The organism is Siminovitchia fortis (assembly GCF_007681465.1).
Lineage (GTDB): Bacteria > Bacillota > Bacilli > Bacillales > Bacillaceae_C > Siminovitchia > Siminovitchia fortis.
This window is the reverse complement of sequence record NZ_VEKZ01000006.1, coordinates 12,943-35,536: the sequence shown is the minus strand read 5'-3', so window position 1 is coordinate 35,536 and position 22,594 is coordinate 12,943. Positions and strand designations below refer to the sequence as shown.

Genomic DNA, 22,594 nt, shown 5'->3' with positions numbered 1-22,594 from the left:
GCCGCTCTTTCCGCATACATTTATCATATGACTTGTTTAGGAGAGGATGTTTATGATCATTCATGTTGTCAGCAGCGGGGAGACGCTATCCGGGATCGCCCGCCGCTATGGCAGCAATGTTTCTCAAATTGCAGCGGCAAATGAATTGCCTGACCCTAACCGCCTCACTGTCGGCCAGGCCCTTGTTGTTCCGATTGCGGCCCGTCAGCATGTCGTCCGGAGCGGGGAAACGCTTTGGCAGATCGCCCAAAGGTATGGTGTCTCGCTGGATGCCCTTGTACGGGTAAATCAACTGGCAAACCCGAATATGCTTAAGATTGGTACTGTCCTGGTTATCCCTGCCCGTATCCATACTGTTCAATCAGGTGAAACTCTCTGGCAAATTGCCCAGCGATACGGAACGACTGTACAGGAAATTGTAAAATTGAATAGGATTCAAAATCCGAATCTCATTCAAACAGGTGCTGTGTTGACGATTCCTTTTCCAAAGCCTGTCATTGATGTGAATGCCTATACCATCAATATGGGCGGGACCGGCGCCGGGGAAGTCCGGGAAGTGGGGCGGCACCTTACGTACGCATCTCCTTTCGCCTATATCATGAAGGCGGACGGAACCCTCGGATCAATCAACGATACACCCATCATTCAAGCAGCGATTGAAAGACATGTCGTTCCGATGATGTGTATCACAAATTTCACAGCCCAAAACCCCGGAACAACGCTGGCTCATACGATTCTTTCTAATCCTGCTCTCCAAGAACGGATGCTGACAAATATCATCAATATCATGAATGAAAAAGGCTACCGCTTATTGAACGTCGATTTTGAGAACGTACGGCAGACGGACCGGGAATTGTATAACCAATTTCTTCAACGTGCGGTCGACCGCTTGCATCCGCTCGGATATTTTGTATCAACAGCCTTGGCCCCTAAAACAAGCAGTGAACAGAAAGGACTTTTATATGAAGCGCACGATTATGAAGCGCACGGCCGAATTGTTGATTTTGTCGTGTTGATGACCTACGAGTGGGGATACCGCCTTGGACCGCCGCAGGCAATTTCTCCGCTCAACCAAATCCGGAGGGTCATTGAGTACGCCGTTACTGTCATTCCAAGGAATAAAATCATGATGGGGTTCCAACTATATGCCCGCGACTGGCTGCTTCCCCATGTTCAGGGACAGGAAGCCGAAACGTTTGATATGCAGGAAGCCGTCCGCCGGGCATTGCAGTACGGTGCCGCCATCCAATATAACGAAAGGGCGCAATCCCCGTTTTTCCGGTATACGGACGGACAAGGACGCCGCCACGAAGTATGGTTCGAGGATGCGCGCAGCGCCCAGGCAAAGTTCGATTTAGTAAAAGAGTACGGATTACGCGGAATAAGCTATTGGGTCCTCGGCTATCCGTTTCCGCAGAATTGGCTGCTGCTTGAGGATAATTTCATTATTAGGAAAATGTAGCCGTCCGGAGGCCTCCTCTCCGGCTTTTTTCATGTAACCGGTTTTTCCATAATTTTAGTTGCATCAGCTCGCGGGTCTTCCCCTGCATTTAAAAAAAGAACAAATGCAGCACATACGGTTGCAAGCCAAGCGATGACCAGAAGGCCTGCAAGGATCGGCAGCAAGGAGAGTTCAAATACAGGTCGGCCCAGCACCGTTTGAACCCCTATCAATAAAATGGCAAGCATCCAAGCGATGCTTCCACCATGGATGAGTCTTTTTTTCAAATGGTCCCTTCCTTTAACTTTTTCCAAAAGCCAGCCGGACACAATCAATGTTTGCAAGGCATGAAATCCCATCCCGTGCAGCACGATCAGGTTTCCTGCACCTCCAACAAATCGGCTTTGCAGCAGGGCCATGCCCACACCTGCGAGATTGGCAGCAAATACGGATAAAAATGCATAACGGATGCCGAGTATGAGAAGCGGCCTATGCGAAACTTTGAAAAATTGAATCAAAAGCAAGACACACAAGGTTACGAGCAATAATGAAACAACGCCAAAGGCCATTCCGGCAATCGCATCAACTGCGCCTCCCTCACGTGAAAACCGGGGATTCAAACCGCGGAAATGCTGAATCGTTTCGATAGCATAAGCATACAGAGATGAGAAGATGAACAGCCACCGGACCGTCCTCCTTTTCCTGTGACTGAACCCGGCCAACGGCAGAACCGCAGCAATCGAAAGAATAAAAATACCGATAGCAGCGTTAAACGAAAATGCATTCCCCAGATCACCTTCAGGCAAAACAATAGGCCCACGTATGAGAATGGCCGAACCAGTTAGTGCCGCGAGCAAAAAACCTATCAACCCAGCGATGACAAGCCCTTTTTCTCCATTGAACATTAGTTTTCACCCTTTCTTCTTATTTATCAATCAATAAATATTATTTCAAAAAAAGAAAGCTTCATCACTTTCTTTTTTTACTTAATGAGTTCCGGTAAATCCAATACTTCCGCAACCGTGATCAGCAAGCCTGTGCCAATAAAATGTGCCGCTGTCTTTTTGGCCTCAGGAATTCCTGCTCTCTCAAATTTTTGCGTCAATGCATCAAGCATGGTTTGGTGCAATTTGCGGACATGCTCCCTGATCCCTTCTTCTGGAATCGAGTGAGCCTGCATGATCAGCAATACCTCATCCCGGTGAGTCCCGATAGTTTCCGAGAAAGCGCAGCCCATCGCTTCAATCAACTGATCGGCAGGTGCTGCCACTTCGGCAAATGTATCATAAAGCCGGCTGAACGCACGGTCGATCACCGTTTTGAACAGCTCCTCTTTATTTTGGAAAAAATGGAACACATATGGCTGTGTTACGCCGGTTGCCTTTGCCACCATTGCGGTAGTCGCTTTATAGTAGCCCATCTCTGCAAAAATTCCTACGGCATTTTCTATGATCAGTTCTTTTTTATCTTCTTTTGCCATGTGATCATCCTTTTTTTATTTATTAATAAATAAATATTATAACGGATACAAATTTATGTCAAACAAAAAAGAAACGCGCAACGAATAGACTGCACGTCTCTTTATTCATTTTCCTTCTCCTCTCCCTTTGCCTTAACCAATAATAATTTGTCGAAGGAACAGGTGAAATTCACATCTTTCCATATAAGGGGCCTGTCCCCCACTGGGGTAACGCGTTAAAGTGCTGGGGGACAGGCCCCAAATTCTTTTCCAAACTTGACCCCCGTCAAGGAGCCAATGGCCAAAAGACCTTAAAATAAGGATAGAAAGAGATATCAACAACAAAAACAAGGAGGAATTTTAAATGAAAACCGTTAAATTCCAAATGGAAGCTCTCACTTGCCCATCTTGCATTAAAAAAATCGAGGGAGCACTCAAAAAACAAAAAGGCGTTCAGGAAGCAAAAGTGCTGTTCTATTCCAGCAAAGTCAAGGTGATTTATAACGAAGCAGTCGTTTCAGCAGACAAACTACAAGGAATCATCACAAAGCTTGGCTATCCCATTTTATCCAAAAAAGTTGCCTAAGGAGGGAGAATCATGACCGGACAAACGAAAGCCCGCATCGCAGCGGTCACCGGATCGCTGCTCGCGGCAGCTCTTCTTTTCCATTTGACAGGACTCGGAGAATACAAGAGCTATCTATTGATCCTTTCCACCGTGATTGCCGGCTATCCCATCGTAATCAAAGCGGTTCAGTCACTGCGCATGAAAGCTTTCAGCATTGAGCTGCTCGTATCCATTGCTATTATCGGAGCGCTTTTTATCGGCGAATATGTAGAGTCTGCCGTGGTGTCTTTCCTATTTTTATTCGGAGCTTATCTGGAAGCCCGCACTTTGGAAAAAACGAGGTCTTCCCTTAAATCCCTGATCGACATGGCTCCTATGGAAGCCACCGTTCTCCGCAACGGCGAAAAGGTCACCATCCCTGTGGATGAAGTGAAAGAAGGCGACCGCGTCTTTATCCAGTCCGGAGAAAAAGTGGCGGTGGACGGAAGAGTTGTTACAGGTTCTGCTTTTATCAACGAAGCAGCCATCACCGGCGAATCCTCTCCAGCTGGTAAAAAAGCCGATGACAAAGTATTCAGCGGAACAATCATCGACAACGGCTATATCGAAGTCATCGCTGAAAAAGTCGGCGACGATACAACGTTCGCCAAGATTATCGAGCTTGTGGAAGAAGCCCAGGAGTCCAAAACGAAAACGGAAAAATTCCTTGAGAAATTCGCCAACATTTATACACCAGCCATCGTCATCCTGTCGATCATCGTCTTTATTTTTACAAGAAACATTGAATTCACCTGACCTTCCTCGTCATCGCCTGTCCCGGAGCGCTTGTCATTTCTGCACCCGTGTCAGTCGTTGCAGGAATCGGGAACGGGGCGAAGAACGGCGTGTTGATCAAAGGCGGCGAAAGTATGGAAAAGCTCGGCAAAGTGGACACGGTTGTTTTTGATAAAACCGGCACCTTGACGAAAGGTCAGCCGGAAGTGACGGATGTCAAAGCTTTCTCCATGGACGAAAACGCCTTGCTCGGACTCGTTGCCGAAGCGGAAGTCGCCTCCGAACACCATTTGGGGCAGACGATTGTAAGAGAAGCCAAGCTTCGCGGCCTGTCTTTTACAAATGAGCCGGAAGACGTGGAAGTTGTGAAAGGTAACGGACTCCGTGCAAAGGTTAAAAGCCGGGTCCTTGAGGTTGGAAACAGAAAACTGATGGAAGACAGCGGAATTGTAATCGAACCTGAGGTCGAAGCTTATGCCATTAAAAAAGAAAAACAAGGAAACACAGCGATTTTTGCAGCGGCAGATGGCAAAGCCGAAGGCATTATCTCCATTGCTGACCAGGTCCGCTCGGAAGCCGCGGAAGCCATCGGAAAATTAAAAACTGCCGGCGTGAAGCAAGTCTATATGCTCACAGGAGACAACCGCCATACAGCTGAGCTCGTTGCAGATAAATTGGGCATCGACCATGTTTTTGCGGAAATGCTGCCTGAAGATAAAGTTGCGAAAGTGAAAGAGCTGAAAGAAAAAGGTGCACACGTCGCCATGGCCGGAGACGGAATCAATGACGCCCCGGCAATCGCCACCGCGGATATTGGATTGGCGATGGGCGGATCCGGCACAGACATCTCCATGGAAACAGCGGATATCGTTCTCATGGCCGACAAACTCGATCAATTCGCACACGCGTATTCCCTTGCGAAAGCGACTGTCCGAAACATGAAACAAAATACATTCTTCGCGGTTGGAACCGTCACCTTGCTCCTGATCGGCGTTCTGCTTCAAAAGGTCTTTCTCGCTTCCGGAATGCTCATCCATGAACTGAGTGTCCTAATCGTCATCCTTAACGCGGTCCGCCTCGTTCGGTATAATAATGGAAAAAGAGCAGGAGTGCGCACAGCGGCATACAAACTGGGTACGAAAACAGCTTGATCGGAAGGGTAAAAAATTTATTAACAATGAGAGGGCGGGTAACCTATGAGGAAATGCGGACACCTTCAGCCGAATGTTAAAGAGATGCAGAAACTCTGCGTCTCTTTGGTTCCGATTTTCAACCATTTACATCAGAATGAAATGCAGGAAATCGTCAAAGCCACACGATCCACGAAATATGAAAAAGGGGAAGAAATATACGGAGCCGGCGACACCTCTGCCCACCTCTATATCGTCCACCGGGGAAGAGTGAAAATTTTCCGCTTATCAGAATCAGGGAAAGAACAACTTATCCGCATCTTGGAGCCGGGCGATTTTATGGGCGAGCTCGCCTTATTTTCAGGATCGCCCTTTGACCATTATGCTGTTGCAATGGAAAAAACCGACCTTTGTGTCATGCGGCGCAGTGATTTGGAAATATTTTTAAAAAAATACCCCAACATTTCCTTGAAAATCATGGAAGAATTCAGCCGACGCTTGGAACGCACGGAAAGGCTAGTCAGCAGCCTGACTTCGGAAGATACTGAAAAACGGATCGCTGCCTATCTTGTGGAGCTTGCTACCGACCACGATTCCTCCTCCATCACCCTGCCCATGCCGAAAAAAGACATTGCCTCCTATTTGGGCACGACACCGGAAACCGTAAGCCGTACGCTGGCAGAGTTCCAGGAAAACGGTTGGATTGAGCAGACTGGCCAGAGAAAGATAAGGATTATAGATATGGAAGCACTGGAAATGCTGTAAAACACTGCGATTGGAGGAACAATGGTGATAGCACACATTGAAAAAACGAGGGAAACCTGCATTGCCAGATTTGAACGTCACTTGAATCATTCCGTCGAAGAAGTATGGTCCTGGTTGACGGAAAATGAAAAACTCGCCCAATGGTTTCCTGAACTGCAGGTTGGCGACCTTCGGGAAGGCGGCTTTATGCAATTTGATATGGGGGACGGCACCTTTGAGAAACTTGAGATTACAGAATTCAGGAGTTTTTCCGTTTTGGAATTTTCATGGTGGGAAGACAGTGTCCGCTTTGAATTGCACCCCCGGGCGGATGGCTGTGATTTAATCTTGGTTGAAAAAATCAACAACATAACGGATCACACACCCAAGGATCTTGCCGGATGGCATGTATGCCTGGATGTGATAGGCGCGTTGCTGGATGGCCGTGCAATCGACCGTACAGAAGAATGGAAAAAGTGGTATGAACAATACGTGCAGGCGATAAAAAAGATTAAATGAAATGAAGCTCTAGTGGCTTCATTTCATTTAAAGAGTCTTCGGATCATATCCCTGCATTACCACACTCCACCCGATCATTACCCGCCTTTTTTGGACCAACTTGGATCATACTTCATCAACTTCGGATCATTTCCTCCCCGCCCCCATCATACTCCATCAACCTTGGACCACACCTCCTTCTTCGCGGACCAAATCATTCAGACATGTTCCTTCCCTTCCCATACATATGAGCAGCCGTCTCTTCATATATATTTTTAAAAGACCATCTGCTGAAAATGAAACGGGGTGCCGTATGTTTATTTATGTTGTGAAACTGGGGGATTCTCTGTTTTCAATCGCGGCCAAGTACCGGATTTCAATGGACAGCCTTCGCATCACTAACGGCTTGAGAACGGACCGGCTCGTTCCCGGCCAGGATTTGCTTGTCCCTTCGAATATATATATTGTGCAGCCTGGCGATTCGCTTTTTTCCATTGCCCAGATGACTTTCATTCCGGCGGAAACGATTCGCCTGTACAATGGACTTCAATCCGATGAATTAACCGTAGGAATGGAGCTTTATTTGCCGCCGAGAGAAAAATATACGGAGGAAGGGCTCAGTTATTTAACCCCTGCTACGCCCGCGCAAAACCGGATTAACGTACAAACCTTTGCACCGATCATTACGAATTTCGGTGTGTTTGAATATCATGTTTTAGAAGATGGAAGTTTAAGTGCTTTGGATGACCGTCAGCTCATTTCCCTCATCAGAGAGAATGGTTCCAACCCGATTGCGGTTATCACCAATTTGACAGAAACCGGGTTTAGCCCGCAATTGACTAAAAGAATTTTAAATAACCCTACACTCCGGCAGAGGGTAATCAATAATATTTATAATTTGGTCAAGAGTAAAAATTACGCCGGTGTCAATGTGGATTTTGAGCAGGTCCTCGAGAGTGAACGGGATTTGTACAGCGGATTCCTTGCGGCCCTCAGGGACCGCCTGAAACCGGAGGGGTTCAGTATCTCCGCGGCTGTTCCTGCAAAGACTTCCGACAACATCCCGTGGCTGAGAGGATTTGATTACGGCGGCATTGCAGCTGCAGTCGACTTCGTCTTTATCATGGCGTATGACTGGCATGAGGCCGGAAGCGATCCCGGGCCTGTAGCCCCCATCACAGAAGTGAGAAAAACACTGGACTATGCCCTCACGAAGATGGGAAGGAATAAAATTGTGTTGGGCGTCCCCCGCTACGGATATAATTGGACGATGTCAAATGGCACAGTTGCCAGCGCCAGTGCATTTTCCGTTTCCAATGCATATGCAACGGCAATGAGGTACCAAGTGCCGATCCAATATTCCACAGAATATCAGCAGCCCCATTACACATATTGGGATGAAAATGGAAGAAGACACGTCGTCTGGTTTGAGGATGTGCGGGCACGGGCAACAAAATTTCAATTGGCCGTAGATTACAAGATAAGAGGGATGGGCGCCTGGCAGTTGGGCTTGCACTTCCCCCAGTCCGCCTTTTTGGTCCGGGAGTTTTTCAGAAAAAAAAGGTAAGTATCTTGCCCTTTGGAATATGTGCCGGGTAGCCGGGGATATGCGCCAAAACTGCAAATTATGAGCCTAGAAACTGGGATATGTACCTAAACCGCAAATTATGAGCCGAGAAATAGGGATATGTGCCGGGACCCGGGATATGGCCAAATCCACAATTTTATAAGCCAGCCCCTGGTATAAGCAAAAAGATCTCCCTAAAAAAGGAGATCTTTTCTATTACTTTTCGTAAACCTCAGCTTCCCATTCCGGCTTGATTTTCACTCCGATCGTATCAGCCACTTCCTTGTTCACCATAAACTTCAATGTTTTCGGCGGCTCTGCAGGAATGTCTGCAGGCTTGGCTTCCCCTTTTAAAATTTTCACTGCCATTTCACCTGCTCCGTGGCCGACTTCAAAGAAGTCTACTCCAAATGCAGCGAAGGCGCCTCTTGGAACGGAATCAAGATCGGCCGCCAGCAGCGGCACCTTTGCGGTAGTCGTAACATCGGCAACTGACTCAAACGCGGATACTACAGTGTTGTCGGTAATGCAATAAAAAGCATCGACCTGATCGGCGATTGATTCCGTCGCCTGCTTTACATCCGCACTTGTGGAAACTGTCGCTTCGACCAATTCCAATCCATATTCATCCATCTGTTTTTTGATTTTATCGATTTGGGCGCGCGAATTTTGCTCTCCCGCATTATAGACGGTTCCGACTTTCTTGGCTTCCAATTCATTTTTCAAATACTCCAGGGCTTTCGGAATTGATTCCGGATGATGGTGGCTTGTCCCGGTGACATTACCGCCGGGTTTTTCCATGGAATCGATCAATTCCGCACCGACCGGGTCAACGACAGATGTAAAAACTATCGGAATTTCCGTTGTTTTACTCAATGCTGCCTGGGCACTCGGTGTTGAGTTGGCAAAAATAAGGTCCACATTTTGGCCGACAAAGTTGGAAGCAATCGTGTCATTGGCACTGTTGTCGCCTTGGGCATTTTGCATGTCATACTCAACGTTAAGCCCCGCTTCCTCAATCGCCTTCTTGAACCCTTCAGTTGCCTGGTTCAATGCCGGATGTTCCATAAGCTGGGTCACGCCGATCGTATATGTCTCCTTGCTTTCCTTTTCACCTTCGTCCGCCGGCTCCGATTCGGGCGCGGAGGAATTGCTGCTGCATGCCCCAAGGATGAAAATTGCTCCCACTAATGAAAGAATACTTTTTTTAAATCTCACGCTGTAATTACCCCCATTTTTTTTGAAACTCCCCTTTGATAAATAGCGTTCACTTTCCTCCCTTTTAAAAATAGTCTGAAGTTATTGATTTCGAAAAAATTATAGACTAGTGTGTATGCACTGTCAATTGAATTTTTACCGGTTTAATTGGATCGAAAAATCACGAGACGGCTGGTTACATTAAATGGAAACCGTCCAAATCAAGATTGTTTTAGGGCAAACGCCCACCCTTTGGGCAATAGCGGAGCATAAGATGAAAAGGAAATGAAAATATTTGAAAAAGGGGTTGCCTTCTTTTATGAACAAGGAAGAATGTGCATGTTGTGAAAATTTCTTTTGGAGAAATCAACTATCGCTGCTGCCGAGTGATTGGAATCGTCCCCGCAGAAAATACTGTCCGCTATGCTATCCCGATATCCTAGAGAATTATACAAAGCTTCATTTTGATTATGAGTATTAGATGGATAATGACGAAAAAAAAGAAATAAAAAATTCCCGCCGGTGCAATGTCAAAATGTCCCCAGTTCGACCGATCGAAACGGTCAAGCCGGAACTGCTATTAACGGAGCTAATAGTAAAGTGACCGTGGTCGACGATTAGTCTCTTGCACGGGCACTGGAGACTCCTAACAGTGACCGCGTTCGCTTGGTAAGCCTCCTGTGCGGACGCCCGGATTAGGGTCCTCTATCCCTTTAATTGAGGAATCCATCATGTGGAGGAAAAGATCGTTTTTCTCCGCTTGATTTATTTTAGGGGCTTTTTTAGACAGCTCCAAAAGAGTATTTATAGATTGTGTCTCCGAATATCATGCCTTCCTTCTGCATATTACAAACCCATTCGTGACAAGATAACACCAGTATGTTTTGAGCATAAAGCATAGATCGCTTTAACACTTTAACGTGGTGGGGGACAGGCCCCAAAAGGAGATTCATACATATGCGCAAAAAAATCCCGATCATGTACACTCCTTCTGAAACGATCAGCTGGATTGAGGAGGAATTGAAGGGTTCCTTTGATTTTGTACATCAACCGCTTCACACCGATAAAAAACATATCAAGCTTATATATATAAAAACGGTCGTTGACGGCCAGCGTTTGCAGGAAGGCATCATCAGGACTTTTTTTGAACTGTCTTCCATGAATGATGTGGAAGCTTACTTGACGTCTCTTCCAAATCAGATCGACATTGAATCAAAGGAGCAAATTTTGCTGGAGCTGACGAAAGGCAGTCTTTTAATTCATGTCAATGATTCCCTTCTTTTGTTTGACTTTAATTTGGTGAGCAATGATATGGTCCTGGAAAGCAATGTGGAACCTAGCATTCAAGGGCCGCAGCTTGCCTTGAGCGAGAGCATCATGACAAATGTCAATCTTATTCGTCAGCGCTATCACCAGCCGTCCCTTACGATTGAAATGATGACGGTCGGAAAAAAATCCAATCAATCATTGGCGATCATATATGATCGGGATGATGTAAAAAATGAAGCGCTGGAAAAGGTAAAAAAAAGAATCAATGCCCTTGACAGGGATATCGTCCAATCCAGTTCCGAATTATTATTTCTGATTAACAACAAAAGATTTTCATTATTTCCAAGCATGATGATGACGGAAAGAACGGATCGGATGGTGTACAATCTGGCAGGAGGGAAGGTCCTCCTCCTTCTTGATGGGGACTCCAACGTTATCATGGCCCCCGCCATATTTTTTGATTTCATGACAGCCGCCGAGGACAGCTATCACACTTACTGGGTGTCCAGGTTTTCAGTTATTCTTCGGTATATCGGTTTATTTAACTGCTTAATTTTGCCGGGATTATACGTGGCGGTCACTTCCTATAATCCGGATGTTTTTCGCGCGGAGTTGGCTCTATCTATAGCAGGCAGCCGGATTGGAGTGCCTTACCCCTCATTCATTGAGGTCCTGATCATGTTGATTGTCATGGAATTGCTGACAGAGGCAAGTATCCGGCTGCCAAAAATAGTGAGTGCAACAGCCACTACAGTCGGGGGGCTCATTTTGGGCACTGCTGCAACAGAAGCGGCACTAACGTCCAATGTGATGGTTATTATCATCTCTGCGGTGGCCATTTCCACTTTTGTCATTCCCATTAATGAAATGAGTCTTGCCATCAGGGTCTTCCGATATGTCATTTTATTCTTTGCCACTGTATCGGGCATGGCCGGATTAATGCTCGGCGTCCTCGGGGTTATCATGTATTTGACGAATAAAAGCAGCTTTGGGGAGCCTTACTTGAAATTTTTCTATAAAGGAAGGAATCAAGAGATTAAGGGGAGCCAATCATGAACCGCTTTATGTATTACCTTTTGTTTGTCAATATGACTGCAAACATGATATCGGCAGTACCGAAAATCCTTCTGAACGAACGGTTAAACGGTGCGATCCCCTCCATGCTTCTGTCAGTCATTTTCGGTTTTATTATCGTTTACTCATTTGTAAAGTTTTTCAACAAGTTCCCGGAAAAAGGCTTTCCTGAATTATTGAAGGAATATGCCCCTTCCTGGTTTTACTATCCATTTTTGACATTCATCATAGCCTTTTGGTTTGTAGGCGGCCTCATTACTTTAATCACTTATTCTTTTATGCTTAAACGATATCTGACACCGGATATGTCATTGTTATGGATTGCCTCCAGCATTTTAATTTTTGTTTCTTTCGGGATTTTGATGAATACAAAAACCGTTCTGAACACCGTAGAAAATATTCTCTTTATTACAATACCCGTCATTATTTACATGATGATAAAACCTTTTTTCAGTGATCAATTTGAATGGGACTTTGTGAGGGAAGCGATTATGCATACGAATCACCTTCCCAATTACAGTGCTTTTTCTGCCTCCTCCTTTGTTTATGTCGGTGTGATGAATATCATCATTTTCAATCGTGCCTTTACTCAAAAAAAGCGCCGTCTGACCTGGAAGCAATTGCTTTTGATTGGAGTGACCGGCATTTCCGTGTTGTCTGCCGCCTATTTCATCCCGATCGGCTTAAATGGCTTCAATCATATAGACCACCTGGTCTATCCCGCTATTACTACGAGTGATACGCTTCGGATGAAATATGGCCTTATTGAGCGGCTCATTTATCTGTTCATGCCGTTCTTTCTGGCCATTTCTTTCTTAAGTATGCTGATTCATTGGCATGTAGCCATTGAAACATGTAAGGATTTCATTTGGTTCAAGCGGTTTCAATGGAAAAAAATGAACTTGACGCCATACCTTTACTTGGCCGTCTTCTGGATGATTACACTAAAGCTTATCACAGCCCTTTCCGAGTATAAGCTGTTATTGTATTCAAGCTATTTCTTCAATGCTGTACCCTTCCAAATTGTCATTTTCCTTTTAGTCTGTTGGTTCATAAAAAGGAGGGCAAAGGCGTGAAACGACAATTTTTCAAGATATTCCTTGTGCTTGCCGCCTGTCTGTTCCTTTCAAGCTGCGGGTTCAAAGATATTGATAAGCGGATTTTCGTGCAGGCCATAGGCATAGACCATTCGGACAATGAGAAAGAGCCATATAAAGTGATTTTAAAATTAGCTGTTCCATCCGGTTCCTTAAAGGAATCAGGAACCAAATACGCTTATATTTCCAAGGAAGGTTCCAGTCTGTCAGAAGCCATCCGCTTTCTGAAAAGCCATACAGATAAGGAACTAGATTTTGGCCATGCCAAAGTGATTGTTTTGGGAGACAGTATTTTGGAACACAATTTGCATGATGTCTTGGACTTTTTTTTCAGAAGAAGAGATATCCAAATGATTTCATGGGTCGCCGTTGGGAAACCCTCCGCTGAAAAAGTATTGAAAGTTCATCCCAAAACGGAAATGTCCGGTACATTTGCTCTCAGCAACTTTTTTTCCGACAATGGCGTTGAAAGTCCCTATATTGTCTCAAGCTTTCTGTTTGATGCAAGAAGGAAAATAGTTGAAAGCGGGCTTGATCCGATTCTTCCCATCATTCAGACAAAAGGGGACAAGCATAAGCTGATGGTTAATCAATCAGTGGTTTTTTCCGGAGTCAAAAATACTAAGACATTACAGCTCTCCTCTATGCAAACAAAATATTATAATTTATTGGCCAATAATATAGATAAAATGGACATTAAAGTGGGCAAAGGGCAGAAGGAATTCACCTTTTCCGTTGATAGTGCAAAGGTAAAATATAAGATTATCACTTCCGGTAAAAAACCCGTCCTGAAAATGGATATTTTAGTCGTCGGGCTTGTTGAAGAATCCAAATTTGATATGTCACCTAAGGATTTAAACAAATACAGCCGTCGGGCAGCCAAACACACAAAAAAAGAAGCCTTGAAGCTTTTGACACTCTTTCAGGATAAGGATGTCGATCCTTTGGGCTTTGGATTAAGGTATAAAGCAACAAGATTAAGCAATGGAAAAAGGATTGAAGAATGGAAAAACATATATCCTGATTTGACATTTGACGTTTCCGTTGATGCAAAAATTATGAGTACCGGGACGATAGAATAGGAAAACGCCATTCTGTTTGCAAAATTCTTTATCATGCCCAGGCCTGCAGAAATGGTGAAGGGCAGCATGCAAAGAGCATGCCCCCTTCGCTTATTTTATTGGATTTGGCCAGCGGGAAATGTTTCCGAAAAATACTCTCGACTTTCCGAAAAAGTACCGGGCCTAAAGCTTTTTTAATTTCATTACATTCCACATCAGCGAATCGACCCCTTTGGAAAAATGGACAATCGGAGCCTCTCCGGAAATATCGAGGTTTAATGGCGAAAAGAGTGTGTTCCTTTCAGTTTGGAACTCCGCTCTTTGCAGCGGCCATGGAGGGTGATGAATGTCTCCATGAAAAACATCTGTTTTGTTGCCGGCTGTGTAAAAGCAATATTTTTCTGTAAGAAAATGCTCAAGGGTGCCATTTGCCGCAAAAAATTCCTCCTGTTTCGGTGTACAGCATCCTTCAAACCGGGCCGGCTGATTTTTTCGCACCGATTCGTAAAAGATGGTACTCCCTTTCCGTCTTATGGCAATGTCCGCCGAATGGTATGGGAGGCGGTACCATCTTTTTGCAATATTCAAAGAAGCCCAGTCGTTCACATCGAGAGAAATGAAAAATACGCCGGGTTTGCCCTTATATTTTACATAAGTACGAACATTCACTTCGGAAAAAGGAGCAACCACAGAAAAGAAAGACAGTCCGCGGAAATAGATTCCCTCCATTCTAAACGCCACGATTCCGATCCATGCTGCCCCGTCATATGTATCAATTTCCAGCAATGAAGGAATAAAGGGACGGAGCTGCTCCGGCTGAATGGGCCAATGGAGAAATAATACATCCCGCCATGCCTGCCGCATGATCCAATTATTTGGAGGCAAGGGCAGCGGACGGTGTGCCGATTTATTGTATATATCCACGGTCTCATCTCCTTTCCTTTCGGGTTAATTTGCGCTTTTTACCTGTTTTCTATGCTTCATCACTATTTTTCAAAGGCGTGACATAGTTTTTTCCATCTGAGAAACAATAGAATCAAGCCATATGAGATTGGAGGACAAGAGCATGGCAGATATATTGTCCTATATTACATTTGGAATCGTTGTTTTTTTATTTGTCGTATTTTTGATTGTGATATTCAGCTGGCGCCCGATCATGAAAATGATTGTGAGACAGACGGGAAAAATCATTTTTACCGACAGTTATCAGGAAAATATCATCGAGATGATGCCAGGCTTCAAGCATATGGGAATTCAAAATGCACTCGAAAACAATCTGCGCACCGAAAGCGGTGATGTCCTCCACCGTCCGCTCGGCTCTTCAAAGACTTGGCCGCATTTGGATCCGATAACCTTTATCCCTGCACAGACTTCTCCGTTTGCTGTTTCCAGCGAGGACGAGGTGGACGTCAGTGTCACGATCGGGCCCAAAGCAAAAAAACCGATGAAAATAGATATTCCGCTCATGATCAGCGGAATGGCCTACGGAGTCGGTGTCAGCAAGGAAGTCAGATTGTCTTTTGCACAAGCCGCAAACAAAACCGGTACAGCTGTCAATTCCGGTGAAGGCGGCATCTTGCAGGAAGAATTGGATGCAGCCGGAAAATATATTTTGCAGTTTTCAAAGACGGAATGGGGAAAGGATGAAAAATTCATTAAGCGTGCGGACATGATTGAAATCAAGCTCGGACAAGGTGCGAAGCTTGCAATGGGTGCAAAGATTTCACCCAAAAACCTGACTGGCCGGGCCCGTGAAGTGATGGGCCTGAAAAAAGATGAAGATGCCATCATCCACGAACATTTTTTTGAAAACCAGACATTGAAGGATTTAAAGGAATTGGTTGATGAACTCCGTGACCAGTCAGGCGGCGTTCCGATCGGGGCCAAAATGGGAGCCGGCGGAAAAATTGAAGAAGATATCGATCACCTTCTGGAAATGGGTGTCGATTATATCGCAGTGGACGGCGGACAGGCGGCCACTCACGCAGGTGCCCCGGTTTTGGCCGATGATTTCGGAATACCTACATTACATGCGGTAGTCCGGGCTTCGAACCATTTAAAAAGGAGGAAAGTGAAAGACCGGGTCAGCCTGGTTGTCTCAGGCGGACTGGTAATCCCCGGCCATTTTTTAAAAGTTCTGGCCCTTGGAGCTGATGCCGTTTATGTGGGATCGGCCATACTGTTCGCAACGGCCCACAGCCAGGTAACCAAAGCCCTCCCTTTCGAACCGCCGACGCAGGTCGTTTGGAATGAAGGGAAATACAGTCATCAATTTAAGGTGGAAGACGGGGCGAAATCGGCGGAAAAGTTTCTAAACGCCAGCATCGAAGAGATGAAAACGGCTTTGAGGGCAATGGGAAAACGCTCATTGAAGGAGCTTTCAAGAAAAGATCTTACTTCCTACGATGAGCTGACGGCAAGAATGATCGGAATACCATATACCTTTCAGCCCCTGGGCGGAAAAGGAAAATAATAAGAAAAGCGGAAGCGCCTTGCCCATCGACGTACAGACTGGAGTGCCTCCGACGAGATAAAGGATAAGGAAGTGCGAGAGTGCCTGCTTATCGGCGACAAGCATAAGACGAGCGCTGAAGAAGGCGTAGTTTGCCTTCAGCAGCGATTGGCTTATGACCTCGAGCCGATGGCACTCGCAGCCGGACAACACGGCGAGGAACGAGCCGATGTTGACTTATCGTAGGAAAGCATCTTACTTTGATAAACTTCGTGTACTACTTCTTTGAGTCAGCTTCCTGCAGCTTTGCGACGAGGTGAGCCAAGCATCCTGAATAAGCTGCGCCGCAGGAGCACATTAGGTGCGAAGTCTGCTAGTCGATAGGCGCTGGAGCTAGACACATAACAACGAAAAAGAGGTAAAAATGAATGTCTTCACTTTTTAAACGACCAAAGAAAAAGTTGTTTGGGAAAAGCGAAAAAAATATAAAGGAGCCCGACTTCCTATCGCCTTCTCTGCCGGAGAACCTGGCATTCATTAAACAACAAACAGGAAACAGTCCGGATATTATTATAAGGACGTTAAAGACAGAAGAATCCCCTGTTGCCAATTTTGCGATTGTTTATGTCGATGGGATTGTTGATGAAGCAGCTATCAATGATTTTATTTTTGAATCGTTCATGGCAAACCCGCATCAATATGAAGGGTCGCCTGAGGAACTTCTGCAGCAGCTGGCAGACGAAGGGGTCGCATTGGGAAGCCTAAAAACCATTCATGAATGGAATGGCTTTTTTCAGGAATTAATGGATGGCAACACCATTATTCTTACCGATGGGACAAATCAGGCGATTTCAGCAAGTACACACGGCGGGGAGCACCGTTCCGTAGAACAGCCGGAAAGCCAAGTGACAGTCCGGGGGCCGAGGGACGGCTTTAATGAGTCAATCCAAACAAATCTTGCCCTTGTCAGACGACGGATACGGAACCCGAATTTATGGACGGAATCAATGAAAATCGGCCAAAGGACGAAAACCAACGTGACCATCATGTACTTAAAAGGTGTCGTGAACGATAAAATTGTGGATGAGGTCCGCAGCAGATTAAATAGTATTGATATAGACACCATCCTTGAATCCGGTTATATCGAGCAATTGATTGAGGACCAGACATGGACAACCTTTCCCACCTTGTATCATACTGAAAGGCCGGATGCAGTCGCAGGAAATATACTTGAAGGCAGAATAGCGATCTTTGTCGATGGAACACCATTTGTCCTTATTGCTCCAGCAGTCTTCATCCAATTTTTCCAGTCCGTTGAAGACTATTACATGCGGTTTGATATAGCCACCGCTCTTCGCTTCCTGCGAATATTAATATTTTTCATTTCAATTATCGCCCCCTCCATTTACATTGCAGGGACAACCTTCCATCAGGAAATGATACCAACACAGCTGGTGATCAGTATTGCCGCTCAACGGGAATCAGTGCCGTTCCCGGCTTTTGTGGAAGCAGTCATGATGGAAATCACATTTGAAATTTTACGGGAAGCGGGGGTCAGGATGCCGAGACCTGTGGGATCGGCCATTTCGATTGTGGGAGCGCTTGTCATCGGCCAGGCGGCAGTGCAGGCAGGGATTGTTTCCCCTGCGATGGTCATCATCGTTTCAATCACAGCTATCGCAAACTTCGCCACCCCATCCTTTGCAATAGCCATTTCCGCCCGTTTAATCAGGTTCTTGTTCATGGTGATTGCTGCCACTTTCGGGATGTACGGAGTCATATTGGGAATCATCTTCCTCACTGTCCATTTATGCAGTCTCCGGTCATTCGGCGTCCCGTACACGTCCCCGCTTGCCCCATTATCAATCGGTAATTTAGGAGATACAATGATCCGCGTACCTTTATGGACAACAAGGAGAAGGGCCAATCTGATTATGAAAGGCGAACAAATCCATGGGGAACATATGCATAAACCGAATCCTCCCGGAAGCCGGGAAATGACCATACGCAAAAAGGGACAAGGTGGTGCCAATGAGACGTAAAATAGTGTTGAGCCTTTTCCTTATCATCCATATGTTTATACTCTCAGGCTGCTGGAGCAATAACGAATTAACAGATTTGGCCTTTGTCATGGCGGTAGGTTTTGACAAAGGTGAAGACGGAAAGCTTGTCGGCACATTTCAAATTGTAAATCCGGGCAATGTGGCCGGGGGAGTGGAGGGAGGGTCAATGGGGCAAGGCCCGGCTGTCACTGTTTATAAGGCAACCGGAAAAAATATTTATGAAGTAACCCGGCAGGCATCCAGTAAACTGTCAAGAATATTGTATTATTCACACCCCAACCTGGTGGTGATTGAAGATAAGCTGGCGAAAGAGGAAGGCCTATACAGAGTACTTGATGCCCTTGACAGGGATATCCAATTCCGGAACACCGCCAAGGTCGTGATTGCCCATGAAACAAAGGCAGAAGATATTTTAAAAATTACTACTCCTATCGATAAAATTCCTGCCAATAAAATAATGAAAGCACTGGATTTTTCTGAAAAACTATGGGGGGGCCACGTGACGGTCAATATTCGGGAAGTACTGGAAAGCCTTACCGTTCCCGGAAAGGAAGCCATTATACCGGCCTTTAAAGTAACGGGGAATGTAAAAGAAGGCAAAAACATCGGCAACCTGGACAACACTGAACCAAAAGCTGAACTTTCGGCCGACGGCCTGGCCATTTTCAAAGGAGACAATATGATTGATTGGGTGGATAAAAGGAAAGCAAGAGGTATTGTATGGACGCTGGATAAAATAAAGGAGACGAACGTACCGGTCGATTGGGGAGATAAAAAAGACGTGATATCCTATCAGGTCATAAGGGAAAAAACAAAAGTTACCTCCGATGTCTCCAAGGGCGAGCCTGTCCTGTCCATCCTGATTCGGGTAAAAGGAAATATCGGGGAGGTGGATGTTCCCATCAACCTGAAAGATAGATATGTAAGAAATGAAATTGACAAAAAGGTGGAAAAGAAAATTAAACAGCAAGTACACGCATCGATCAAACATGCACAATCAAACCAGTCGGATATTTTCGGTTTCGGAGAAAACATATACCGCAATCACCCGCAGGCATGGGATCGCCTACAAAAAAATTGGAACGAAGAGCATTTCCCGGAATTGAAAGTAAAAATATCCGTTGATGCTTCCATCATGCGTACTGGTTTGAAAAACAACCCTTACCTGTACCAAATGAAAAATAACTCCGAATGATGGCTCGGAGTTATTTTTTTCTATTTTTAAAAAACGCGATAATCAAAAGTATTAAAGGAATAATAATTTGAAAGGGGAGCTGTAAATTAATAGAAATAGCCTTAACCCCCTCTTCCACATGTTCTTCCATGTTACTGGCAATCGCTATCGAGAAAAGCAAAACGACAAATCCAATTGGAGAAACAAGCTTCGTTGGTTCTTTTACATTCCATATGTCAGCCATTCCGATCGTAATCGCATAAAAATACATGCTGAGCTTAAAAAATCCCAGAATGATTAATGCAAGCATAAAAAAAATATCAAGCCGCTCCAAAAAATCAGCAATTTCAATGGATTGGATGGTGCCAAGGAGGGGGAATTGCGATCTTTTAACCTCAAAGGCTCCGAGGACACTAATGTTTATAGCCGTACTAATGGCCAAGTTAACGCCACTTAAACCCAGGGCAAATAAGCTTGCAAATTTCACCTTTTTCCGATCGGCAATATAAGGGAAAATCATGGAGAAAACAAACAATTCCCCAAACGGAAAAAAGATTATCTGTGTCAAAGCCACTTTTATAACCGGCCAAATACCATCTTCAAGAAACGGCTTTAATCGATCCAAATCAATTAAACTGGAAAAAACAATCAATGAAAATCCTGCGAGTGCCATTAAATAAATCAACACAAACAGGATTTCCCCGGTCCTTGCCAGGACTTCGATGCCTTTGCGGACGGAATAGGCCACAACGAAGATCAATAAAAGGTGGTTGATGACTAATGGTGTGCTTGGATACCCAATCACTGCGAGCATCTCACCAAAATCCCTGAGTATTCTTGCAGCGAAATATGTAAAGTAAACCATAAATAGAGTGGAGCAAATTCTTCCAAAAAACTTCCCAATGATATCCTGGACATATGTCGTCGGCAGTACATCAGGATAAATCAAAAAAAGGCCGTAATAAATGAAAAAGATTAAAAACCCGCCCAAGGTTGCGATAAGTATAGCGAGCCATGCGTCCTGATTTGCATCGATTCCAAGCGGGAACAACAAAGCACTTCCAAGCTGAAACAAAAGTAATAGGACAAACAATTGGTAAGAACTGATCTTGGCCTGTTCCATGGATGGATCACTCCTGTTTAGTGAATCCTAAAGGTGGGCTCACTCACCGTTTTACCCAAAATAAAGCACTTTTATAACCATGATCCCCAAGGGAAGAAAATGTGCAGGAAGGAATGAGGCAGGTTTTGAAAATAATCATTATTTTTTTATTAATGATGGTAATGATGATGGTATTATCCATAAGCGCCGACCTGCTTATCGGCTTTGGTTTCAAGGAAGCCATCCGTGACTGGGTCCGGCCTTTTCATGTCATGACCGTTTCGGAAAAAGTACTTTACACCCTGCTCCCTTCCATTATTTTATTGCAGCCCATTATCTCCCTTTATAAAAAAAAGAAAGCAGGAAAGGAATGAATAAACGGCAGATCATCTTCTGCCGTTTTCACTTTGCAGCCAGTATTTTTTTCAATAAAAATCCTGTCAACACCCCGGGAATGACACTGATCATCGGAAGCCAGATTGGACCCAGCAGGACACCGAAAAATCTTATTTTGGTTGAAAAAATGACCCCCAAAGTCACGAAATAGGCTGTCAAGGCAAACGGGAGAAAAGAATAGGGCTCTTTTCCGCCTCCTGCATCCTTATAAGCATCCCATATCGAGAAGAAGTAAATACAAGGGTAAAACATCAGCCATTGAAAATCGGCCTGATCGATGGCTTTGCCGATCTCGCCATGAAAACTGAAAATAATAATCGAATTAAAGTTGGACCGCATATTCACCAAGAATTCCAATATAAGCAATACTATTCCTTTAATATATTTACCATTTAAAAATTGTCCAAATCCGGGGAATGCAATACTCCAAAATAACTTTTCCTTCGAATTCACATCTTTTAACCCTTCGTCAAATCTCGCCTGTCAGGAGCCGTAGGCGGTTTTTCAAGCCATCCATTGGAAATCGTGATTTGCGTTCCTTCCGTTATATATTCGCCAATTTCAATCATTAAACGGCTGTAGGCTGTACCTATATCCCTCCGCGGGCTGGCTGCCATGCTTTGGCCATAAAATCCGATACTGGCAATATTTAAGGAGTTTGTATGGAACATCAATAATTTATCGGAAAACACGGGAGTCCTTGACGCTGTTACAGTTAAAACCCATGGAAGCGGAGTGGAAATGTTGCTTTCAGATAAAAACTTATTAAATACAGTCTCATGGTGCTTGGCAATCTCTGATCCCCTCACCATGAATTTACGGACTTCTTTTGACTCTGCAACTTGCGCAAAGCCTGTCAATAAAGCCCCTCCAAGGTTGTTTCGCAATAAATTCATATATAAAAATGAGATCTCCGTGCTCGTCAAAGGTCTTTGTTTACCCACCCACCCTGATAAAAAGTGCTGCTTTTTAACAAATTCGGTGATTTCCGGATATGGAATAAAAGGGGAACGGATGAATAATCCTTTTTCCTGCAAGATATTTGCCGAACGGTTATATAGCTCAGCTGCCGATTCAAGGCAAGAAGTAAAATGTTTTCGCACATCCGGACGGGCTGAATTCGCAACGGAAACGCTGTAGGCGCTCATTCCCACTATCCCTAAATTCGCCACGTACTGGAGAATCAATTCATCACTGAACAGCCTTGGAGCTTTTACATTAACGTCCTGCTCTATAAACCCTGCCGGAGTAGGAAGCCCCTCTTTGTCAAATAAATTCCTATCCATGTCAACGTGCATTTCCGACAGCTGCAATGCGTATTCAACAGCTTCTTTAATATCCGGGTCCTCCACATGCTCACGAAAATAGGACAGTACACACACTTCCATCGTGTCCCGCAAATACGATATGAAAAATGTGGACAATTCACTTGCGGTCAGTTTTACATGATCATGATTTGTCATAGAACAGACCTCCTTTTGATTATTGAATAGTATTCCCTTCCGCAGAAAACTTATAATGCCGCATG

General features: G+C 44.9%; 20 protein-coding genes and 1 pseudogene. 14 read left to right on the top strand and 7 right to left on the bottom strand.

What is annotated here, in order from left to right:
• Positions 1–52 precede the first annotated feature (52 nt).
• Positions 53–1,462: a glycoside hydrolase family 18 protein gene (locus FS666_RS03515; RefSeq protein WP_144460627.1), complete on the top strand. Its 1,410-nt coding sequence runs from the start codon at positions 53–55 to the stop codon at positions 1,460–1,462.
• Positions 1,463–1,491: 29 nt separating this feature from the next.
• Here FS666_RS03515 and FS666_RS03510 read toward each other — a convergent pair whose 3' ends face one another.
• Positions 1,492–2,346, bottom strand: a complete 855-nt coding sequence (locus tag FS666_RS03510) for a hypothetical protein (RefSeq protein WP_144460626.1) — start codon at positions 2,344–2,346, stop codon at positions 1,492–1,494.
• Between the two features lie 77 nt (positions 2,347–2,423).
• Complete coding sequence (locus FS666_RS03505) at positions 2,424–2,921, bottom strand: TetR/AcrR family transcriptional regulator (RefSeq protein ID WP_120074919.1); 498 nt, start codon at positions 2,919–2,921, stop codon at positions 2,424–2,426.
• A 343-nt stretch (positions 2,922–3,264) separates the two neighbouring features.
• Here FS666_RS03505 and FS666_RS03500 point away from each other — a divergent pair, with 343 nt between their 5' ends.
• The 5 genes and pseudogenes from FS666_RS03500 to FS666_RS03480 all read left to right on the top strand — a co-directional run bounded on the left by FS666_RS03500 (position 3,265) and on the right by FS666_RS03480 (position 8,181).
• Positions 3,265–3,486 carry a heavy-metal-associated domain-containing protein gene (locus tag FS666_RS03500; protein ID WP_144460625.1) on the top strand — a complete coding sequence of 74 codons (222 nt, stop codon included), beginning with the start codon at positions 3,265–3,267 and terminating at the stop codon, positions 3,484–3,486.
• 12 nt (positions 3,487–3,498) lie between these two features.
• Positions 3,499–5,393: pseudogene (locus FS666_RS03495) on the top strand (heavy metal translocating P-type ATPase).
• Between the two features lie 45 nt (positions 5,394–5,438).
• Positions 5,439–6,137, top strand: coding sequence for a Crp/Fnr family transcriptional regulator (locus tag FS666_RS03490; RefSeq protein WP_144460624.1), 699 nt, complete (start codon positions 5,439–5,441; stop codon positions 6,135–6,137).
• Positions 6,138–6,158: 21 nt separating this feature from the next.
• On the top strand, positions 6,159–6,635 hold the full coding sequence (locus FS666_RS03485) for an SRPBCC family protein (protein WP_144460623.1): 477 nt from the start codon (positions 6,159–6,161) through the stop codon (positions 6,633–6,635).
• A gap of 292 nt (positions 6,636–6,927) precedes the next feature.
• Positions 6,928–8,181 carry a glycosyl hydrolase family 18 protein gene (locus FS666_RS03480; protein WP_144460622.1) on the top strand — a complete coding sequence of 418 codons (1,254 nt, stop codon included), beginning with the start codon at positions 6,928–6,930 and terminating at the stop codon, positions 8,179–8,181.
• A gap of 216 nt (positions 8,182–8,397) precedes the next feature.
• Here FS666_RS03480 and FS666_RS03475 read toward each other — a convergent pair whose 3' ends face one another.
• Positions 8,398–9,399 carry an ABC transporter substrate-binding protein gene (locus FS666_RS03475; RefSeq protein WP_144460621.1) on the bottom strand — a complete coding sequence of 334 codons (1,002 nt, stop codon included), beginning with the start codon at positions 9,397–9,399 and terminating at the stop codon, positions 8,398–8,400.
• 936 nt (positions 9,400–10,335) lie between these two features.
• Between FS666_RS03475 and FS666_RS03470 the strand changes: the two genes are divergently transcribed.
• The 3 genes from FS666_RS03470 to FS666_RS03460 are packed head-to-tail and all read left to right on the top strand — an operon-like array spanning position 10,336 to position 13,900.
• Positions 10,336–11,703, top strand: a complete 1,368-nt coding sequence (locus FS666_RS03470) for a spore germination protein (protein WP_144460620.1) — start codon at positions 10,336–10,338, stop codon at positions 11,701–11,703.
• On the top strand, positions 11,700–12,797 hold the full coding sequence (locus tag FS666_RS03465) for a GerAB/ArcD/ProY family transporter (protein WP_144460619.1): 1,098 nt from the start codon (positions 11,700–11,702) through the stop codon (positions 12,795–12,797). Before FS666_RS03470 ends, FS666_RS03465 begins: the two co-directional genes overlap by 4 nt.
• Positions 12,794–13,900, top strand: a complete 1,107-nt coding sequence (locus tag FS666_RS03460) for a Ger(x)C family spore germination protein (RefSeq protein WP_186306487.1) — start codon at positions 12,794–12,796, stop codon at positions 13,898–13,900. The genes FS666_RS03465 and FS666_RS03460 overlap by 4 nt, the downstream gene beginning before the upstream one ends.
• A gap of 162 nt (positions 13,901–14,062) precedes the next feature.
• Here the strand turns inward: FS666_RS03460 and FS666_RS03455 are convergent, their stop codons facing one another.
• Positions 14,063–14,803 carry a YqjF family protein gene (locus FS666_RS03455; protein ID WP_144460617.1) on the bottom strand — a complete coding sequence of 247 codons (741 nt, stop codon included), beginning with the start codon at positions 14,801–14,803 and terminating at the stop codon, positions 14,063–14,065.
• Positions 14,804–14,945: 142 nt separating this feature from the next.
• Here FS666_RS03455 and FS666_RS03450 point away from each other — a divergent pair, with 142 nt between their 5' ends.
• From FS666_RS03450 to FS666_RS03440, 4 genes are all read left to right on the top strand, one after another.
• Positions 14,946–16,352, top strand: a complete 1,407-nt coding sequence (locus FS666_RS03450) for an FMN-binding glutamate synthase family protein (RefSeq protein ID WP_144460616.1) — start codon at positions 14,946–14,948, stop codon at positions 16,350–16,352.
• A 72-nt stretch (positions 16,353–16,424) separates the two neighbouring features.
• The gene (locus FS666_RS19665) at positions 16,425–16,577 is read left to right on the top strand and encodes a hypothetical protein (protein ID WP_164876254.1); all 153 of its coding nucleotides are present in this window, start codon (positions 16,425–16,427) and stop codon (positions 16,575–16,577) included.
• A gap of 182 nt (positions 16,578–16,759) precedes the next feature.
• Positions 16,760–18,373, top strand: coding sequence for a spore germination protein (locus FS666_RS03445; RefSeq protein WP_144460615.1), 1,614 nt, complete (start codon positions 16,760–16,762; stop codon positions 18,371–18,373).
• Complete coding sequence (locus tag FS666_RS03440) at positions 18,363–19,589, top strand: Ger(x)C family spore germination protein (RefSeq protein ID WP_244943835.1); 1,227 nt, start codon at positions 18,363–18,365, stop codon at positions 19,587–19,589. Before FS666_RS03445 ends, FS666_RS03440 begins: the two co-directional genes overlap by 11 nt.
• 10 nt (positions 19,590–19,599) lie before the next feature.
• On the opposite strand, the gene FS666_RS03435 is transcribed toward FS666_RS03440, so the two are convergent.
• Entirely contained in the window at positions 19,600–20,691 is a 1,092-nt protein-coding gene (locus FS666_RS03435) for a GerAB/ArcD/ProY family transporter (protein WP_144460613.1), read from the bottom strand.
• Between the two features lie 125 nt (positions 20,692–20,816).
• Between FS666_RS03435 and FS666_RS03430 the strand changes: the two genes are divergently transcribed.
• Positions 20,817–21,044, top strand: coding sequence for a YczF family membrane protein (locus FS666_RS03430; RefSeq protein ID WP_144460612.1), 228 nt, complete (start codon positions 20,817–20,819; stop codon positions 21,042–21,044).
• A 28-nt stretch (positions 21,045–21,072) separates the two neighbouring features.
• Here FS666_RS03430 and FS666_RS03425 read toward each other — a convergent pair whose 3' ends face one another.
• Both FS666_RS03425 and FS666_RS03420 read right to left on the bottom strand, forming a co-directional pair.
• Positions 21,073–21,519 (bottom strand): hypothetical protein, encoded by a 447-nt coding sequence (locus tag FS666_RS03425; RefSeq protein WP_144460611.1) that lies wholly within the window; start codon positions 21,517–21,519, stop codon positions 21,073–21,075.
• A gap of 5 nt (positions 21,520–21,524) precedes the next feature.
• Complete coding sequence (locus FS666_RS03420) at positions 21,525–22,529, bottom strand: DUF3231 family protein (RefSeq protein WP_144460610.1); 1,005 nt, start codon at positions 22,527–22,529, stop codon at positions 21,525–21,527.
• Between the last annotated feature and the right edge of the window lie 65 nt (positions 22,530–22,594).

Excerpts from the sequence above, each read along its gene's own strand:
- FS666_RS03500 (WP_144460625.1), top strand. The coding sequence starts at position 3,265 with ATGAAAACCGTTAAATTCCAAATGGAAGCTCTCACTTGCCCATCTTGC.
- FS666_RS03515 (WP_144460627.1), top strand. The coding sequence starts at position 53 with ATGATCATTCATGTTGTCAGCAGCGGGGAGACGCTATCCGGGATCGCC.
- FS666_RS03480 (WP_144460622.1), top strand. The coding sequence starts at position 6,928 with ATGTTTATTTATGTTGTGAAACTGGGGGATTCTCTGTTTTCAATCGCG.
- FS666_RS03510 (WP_144460626.1), bottom strand. The coding sequence starts at position 2,346 with ATGTTCAATGGAGAAAAAGGGCTTGTCATCGCTGGGTTGATAGGTTTT.
- FS666_RS03440 (WP_244943835.1), top strand. The coding sequence starts at position 18,363 with ATGAGACGTAAAATAGTGTTGAGCCTTTTCCTTATCATCCATATGTTT.
- FS666_RS03490 (WP_144460624.1), top strand. The coding sequence starts at position 5,439 with ATGAGGAAATGCGGACACCTTCAGCCGAATGTTAAAGAGATGCAGAAA.
- FS666_RS03470 (WP_144460620.1), top strand. The coding sequence starts at position 10,336 with ATGCGCAAAAAAATCCCGATCATGTACACTCCTTCTGAAACGATCAGC.
- FS666_RS03445 (WP_144460615.1), top strand. The coding sequence starts at position 16,760 with ATGTCTTCACTTTTTAAACGACCAAAGAAAAAGTTGTTTGGGAAAAGC.
- FS666_RS03465 (WP_144460619.1), top strand. The coding sequence starts at position 11,700 with ATGAACCGCTTTATGTATTACCTTTTGTTTGTCAATATGACTGCAAAC.
- FS666_RS03450 (WP_144460616.1), top strand. The coding sequence starts at position 14,946 with ATGGCAGATATATTGTCCTATATTACATTTGGAATCGTTGTTTTTTTA.
- FS666_RS03485 (WP_144460623.1), top strand. The coding sequence starts at position 6,159 with ATGGTGATAGCACACATTGAAAAAACGAGGGAAACCTGCATTGCCAGA.
- FS666_RS03420 (WP_144460610.1), bottom strand. The coding sequence starts at position 22,529 with ATGACAAATCATGATCATGTAAAACTGACCGCAAGTGAATTGTCCACA.
- FS666_RS03435 (WP_144460613.1), bottom strand. The coding sequence starts at position 20,691 with ATGGAACAGGCCAAGATCAGTTCTTACCAATTGTTTGTCCTATTACTT.
- FS666_RS03505 (WP_120074919.1), bottom strand. The coding sequence starts at position 2,921 with ATGGCAAAAGAAGATAAAAAAGAACTGATCATAGAAAATGCCGTAGGA.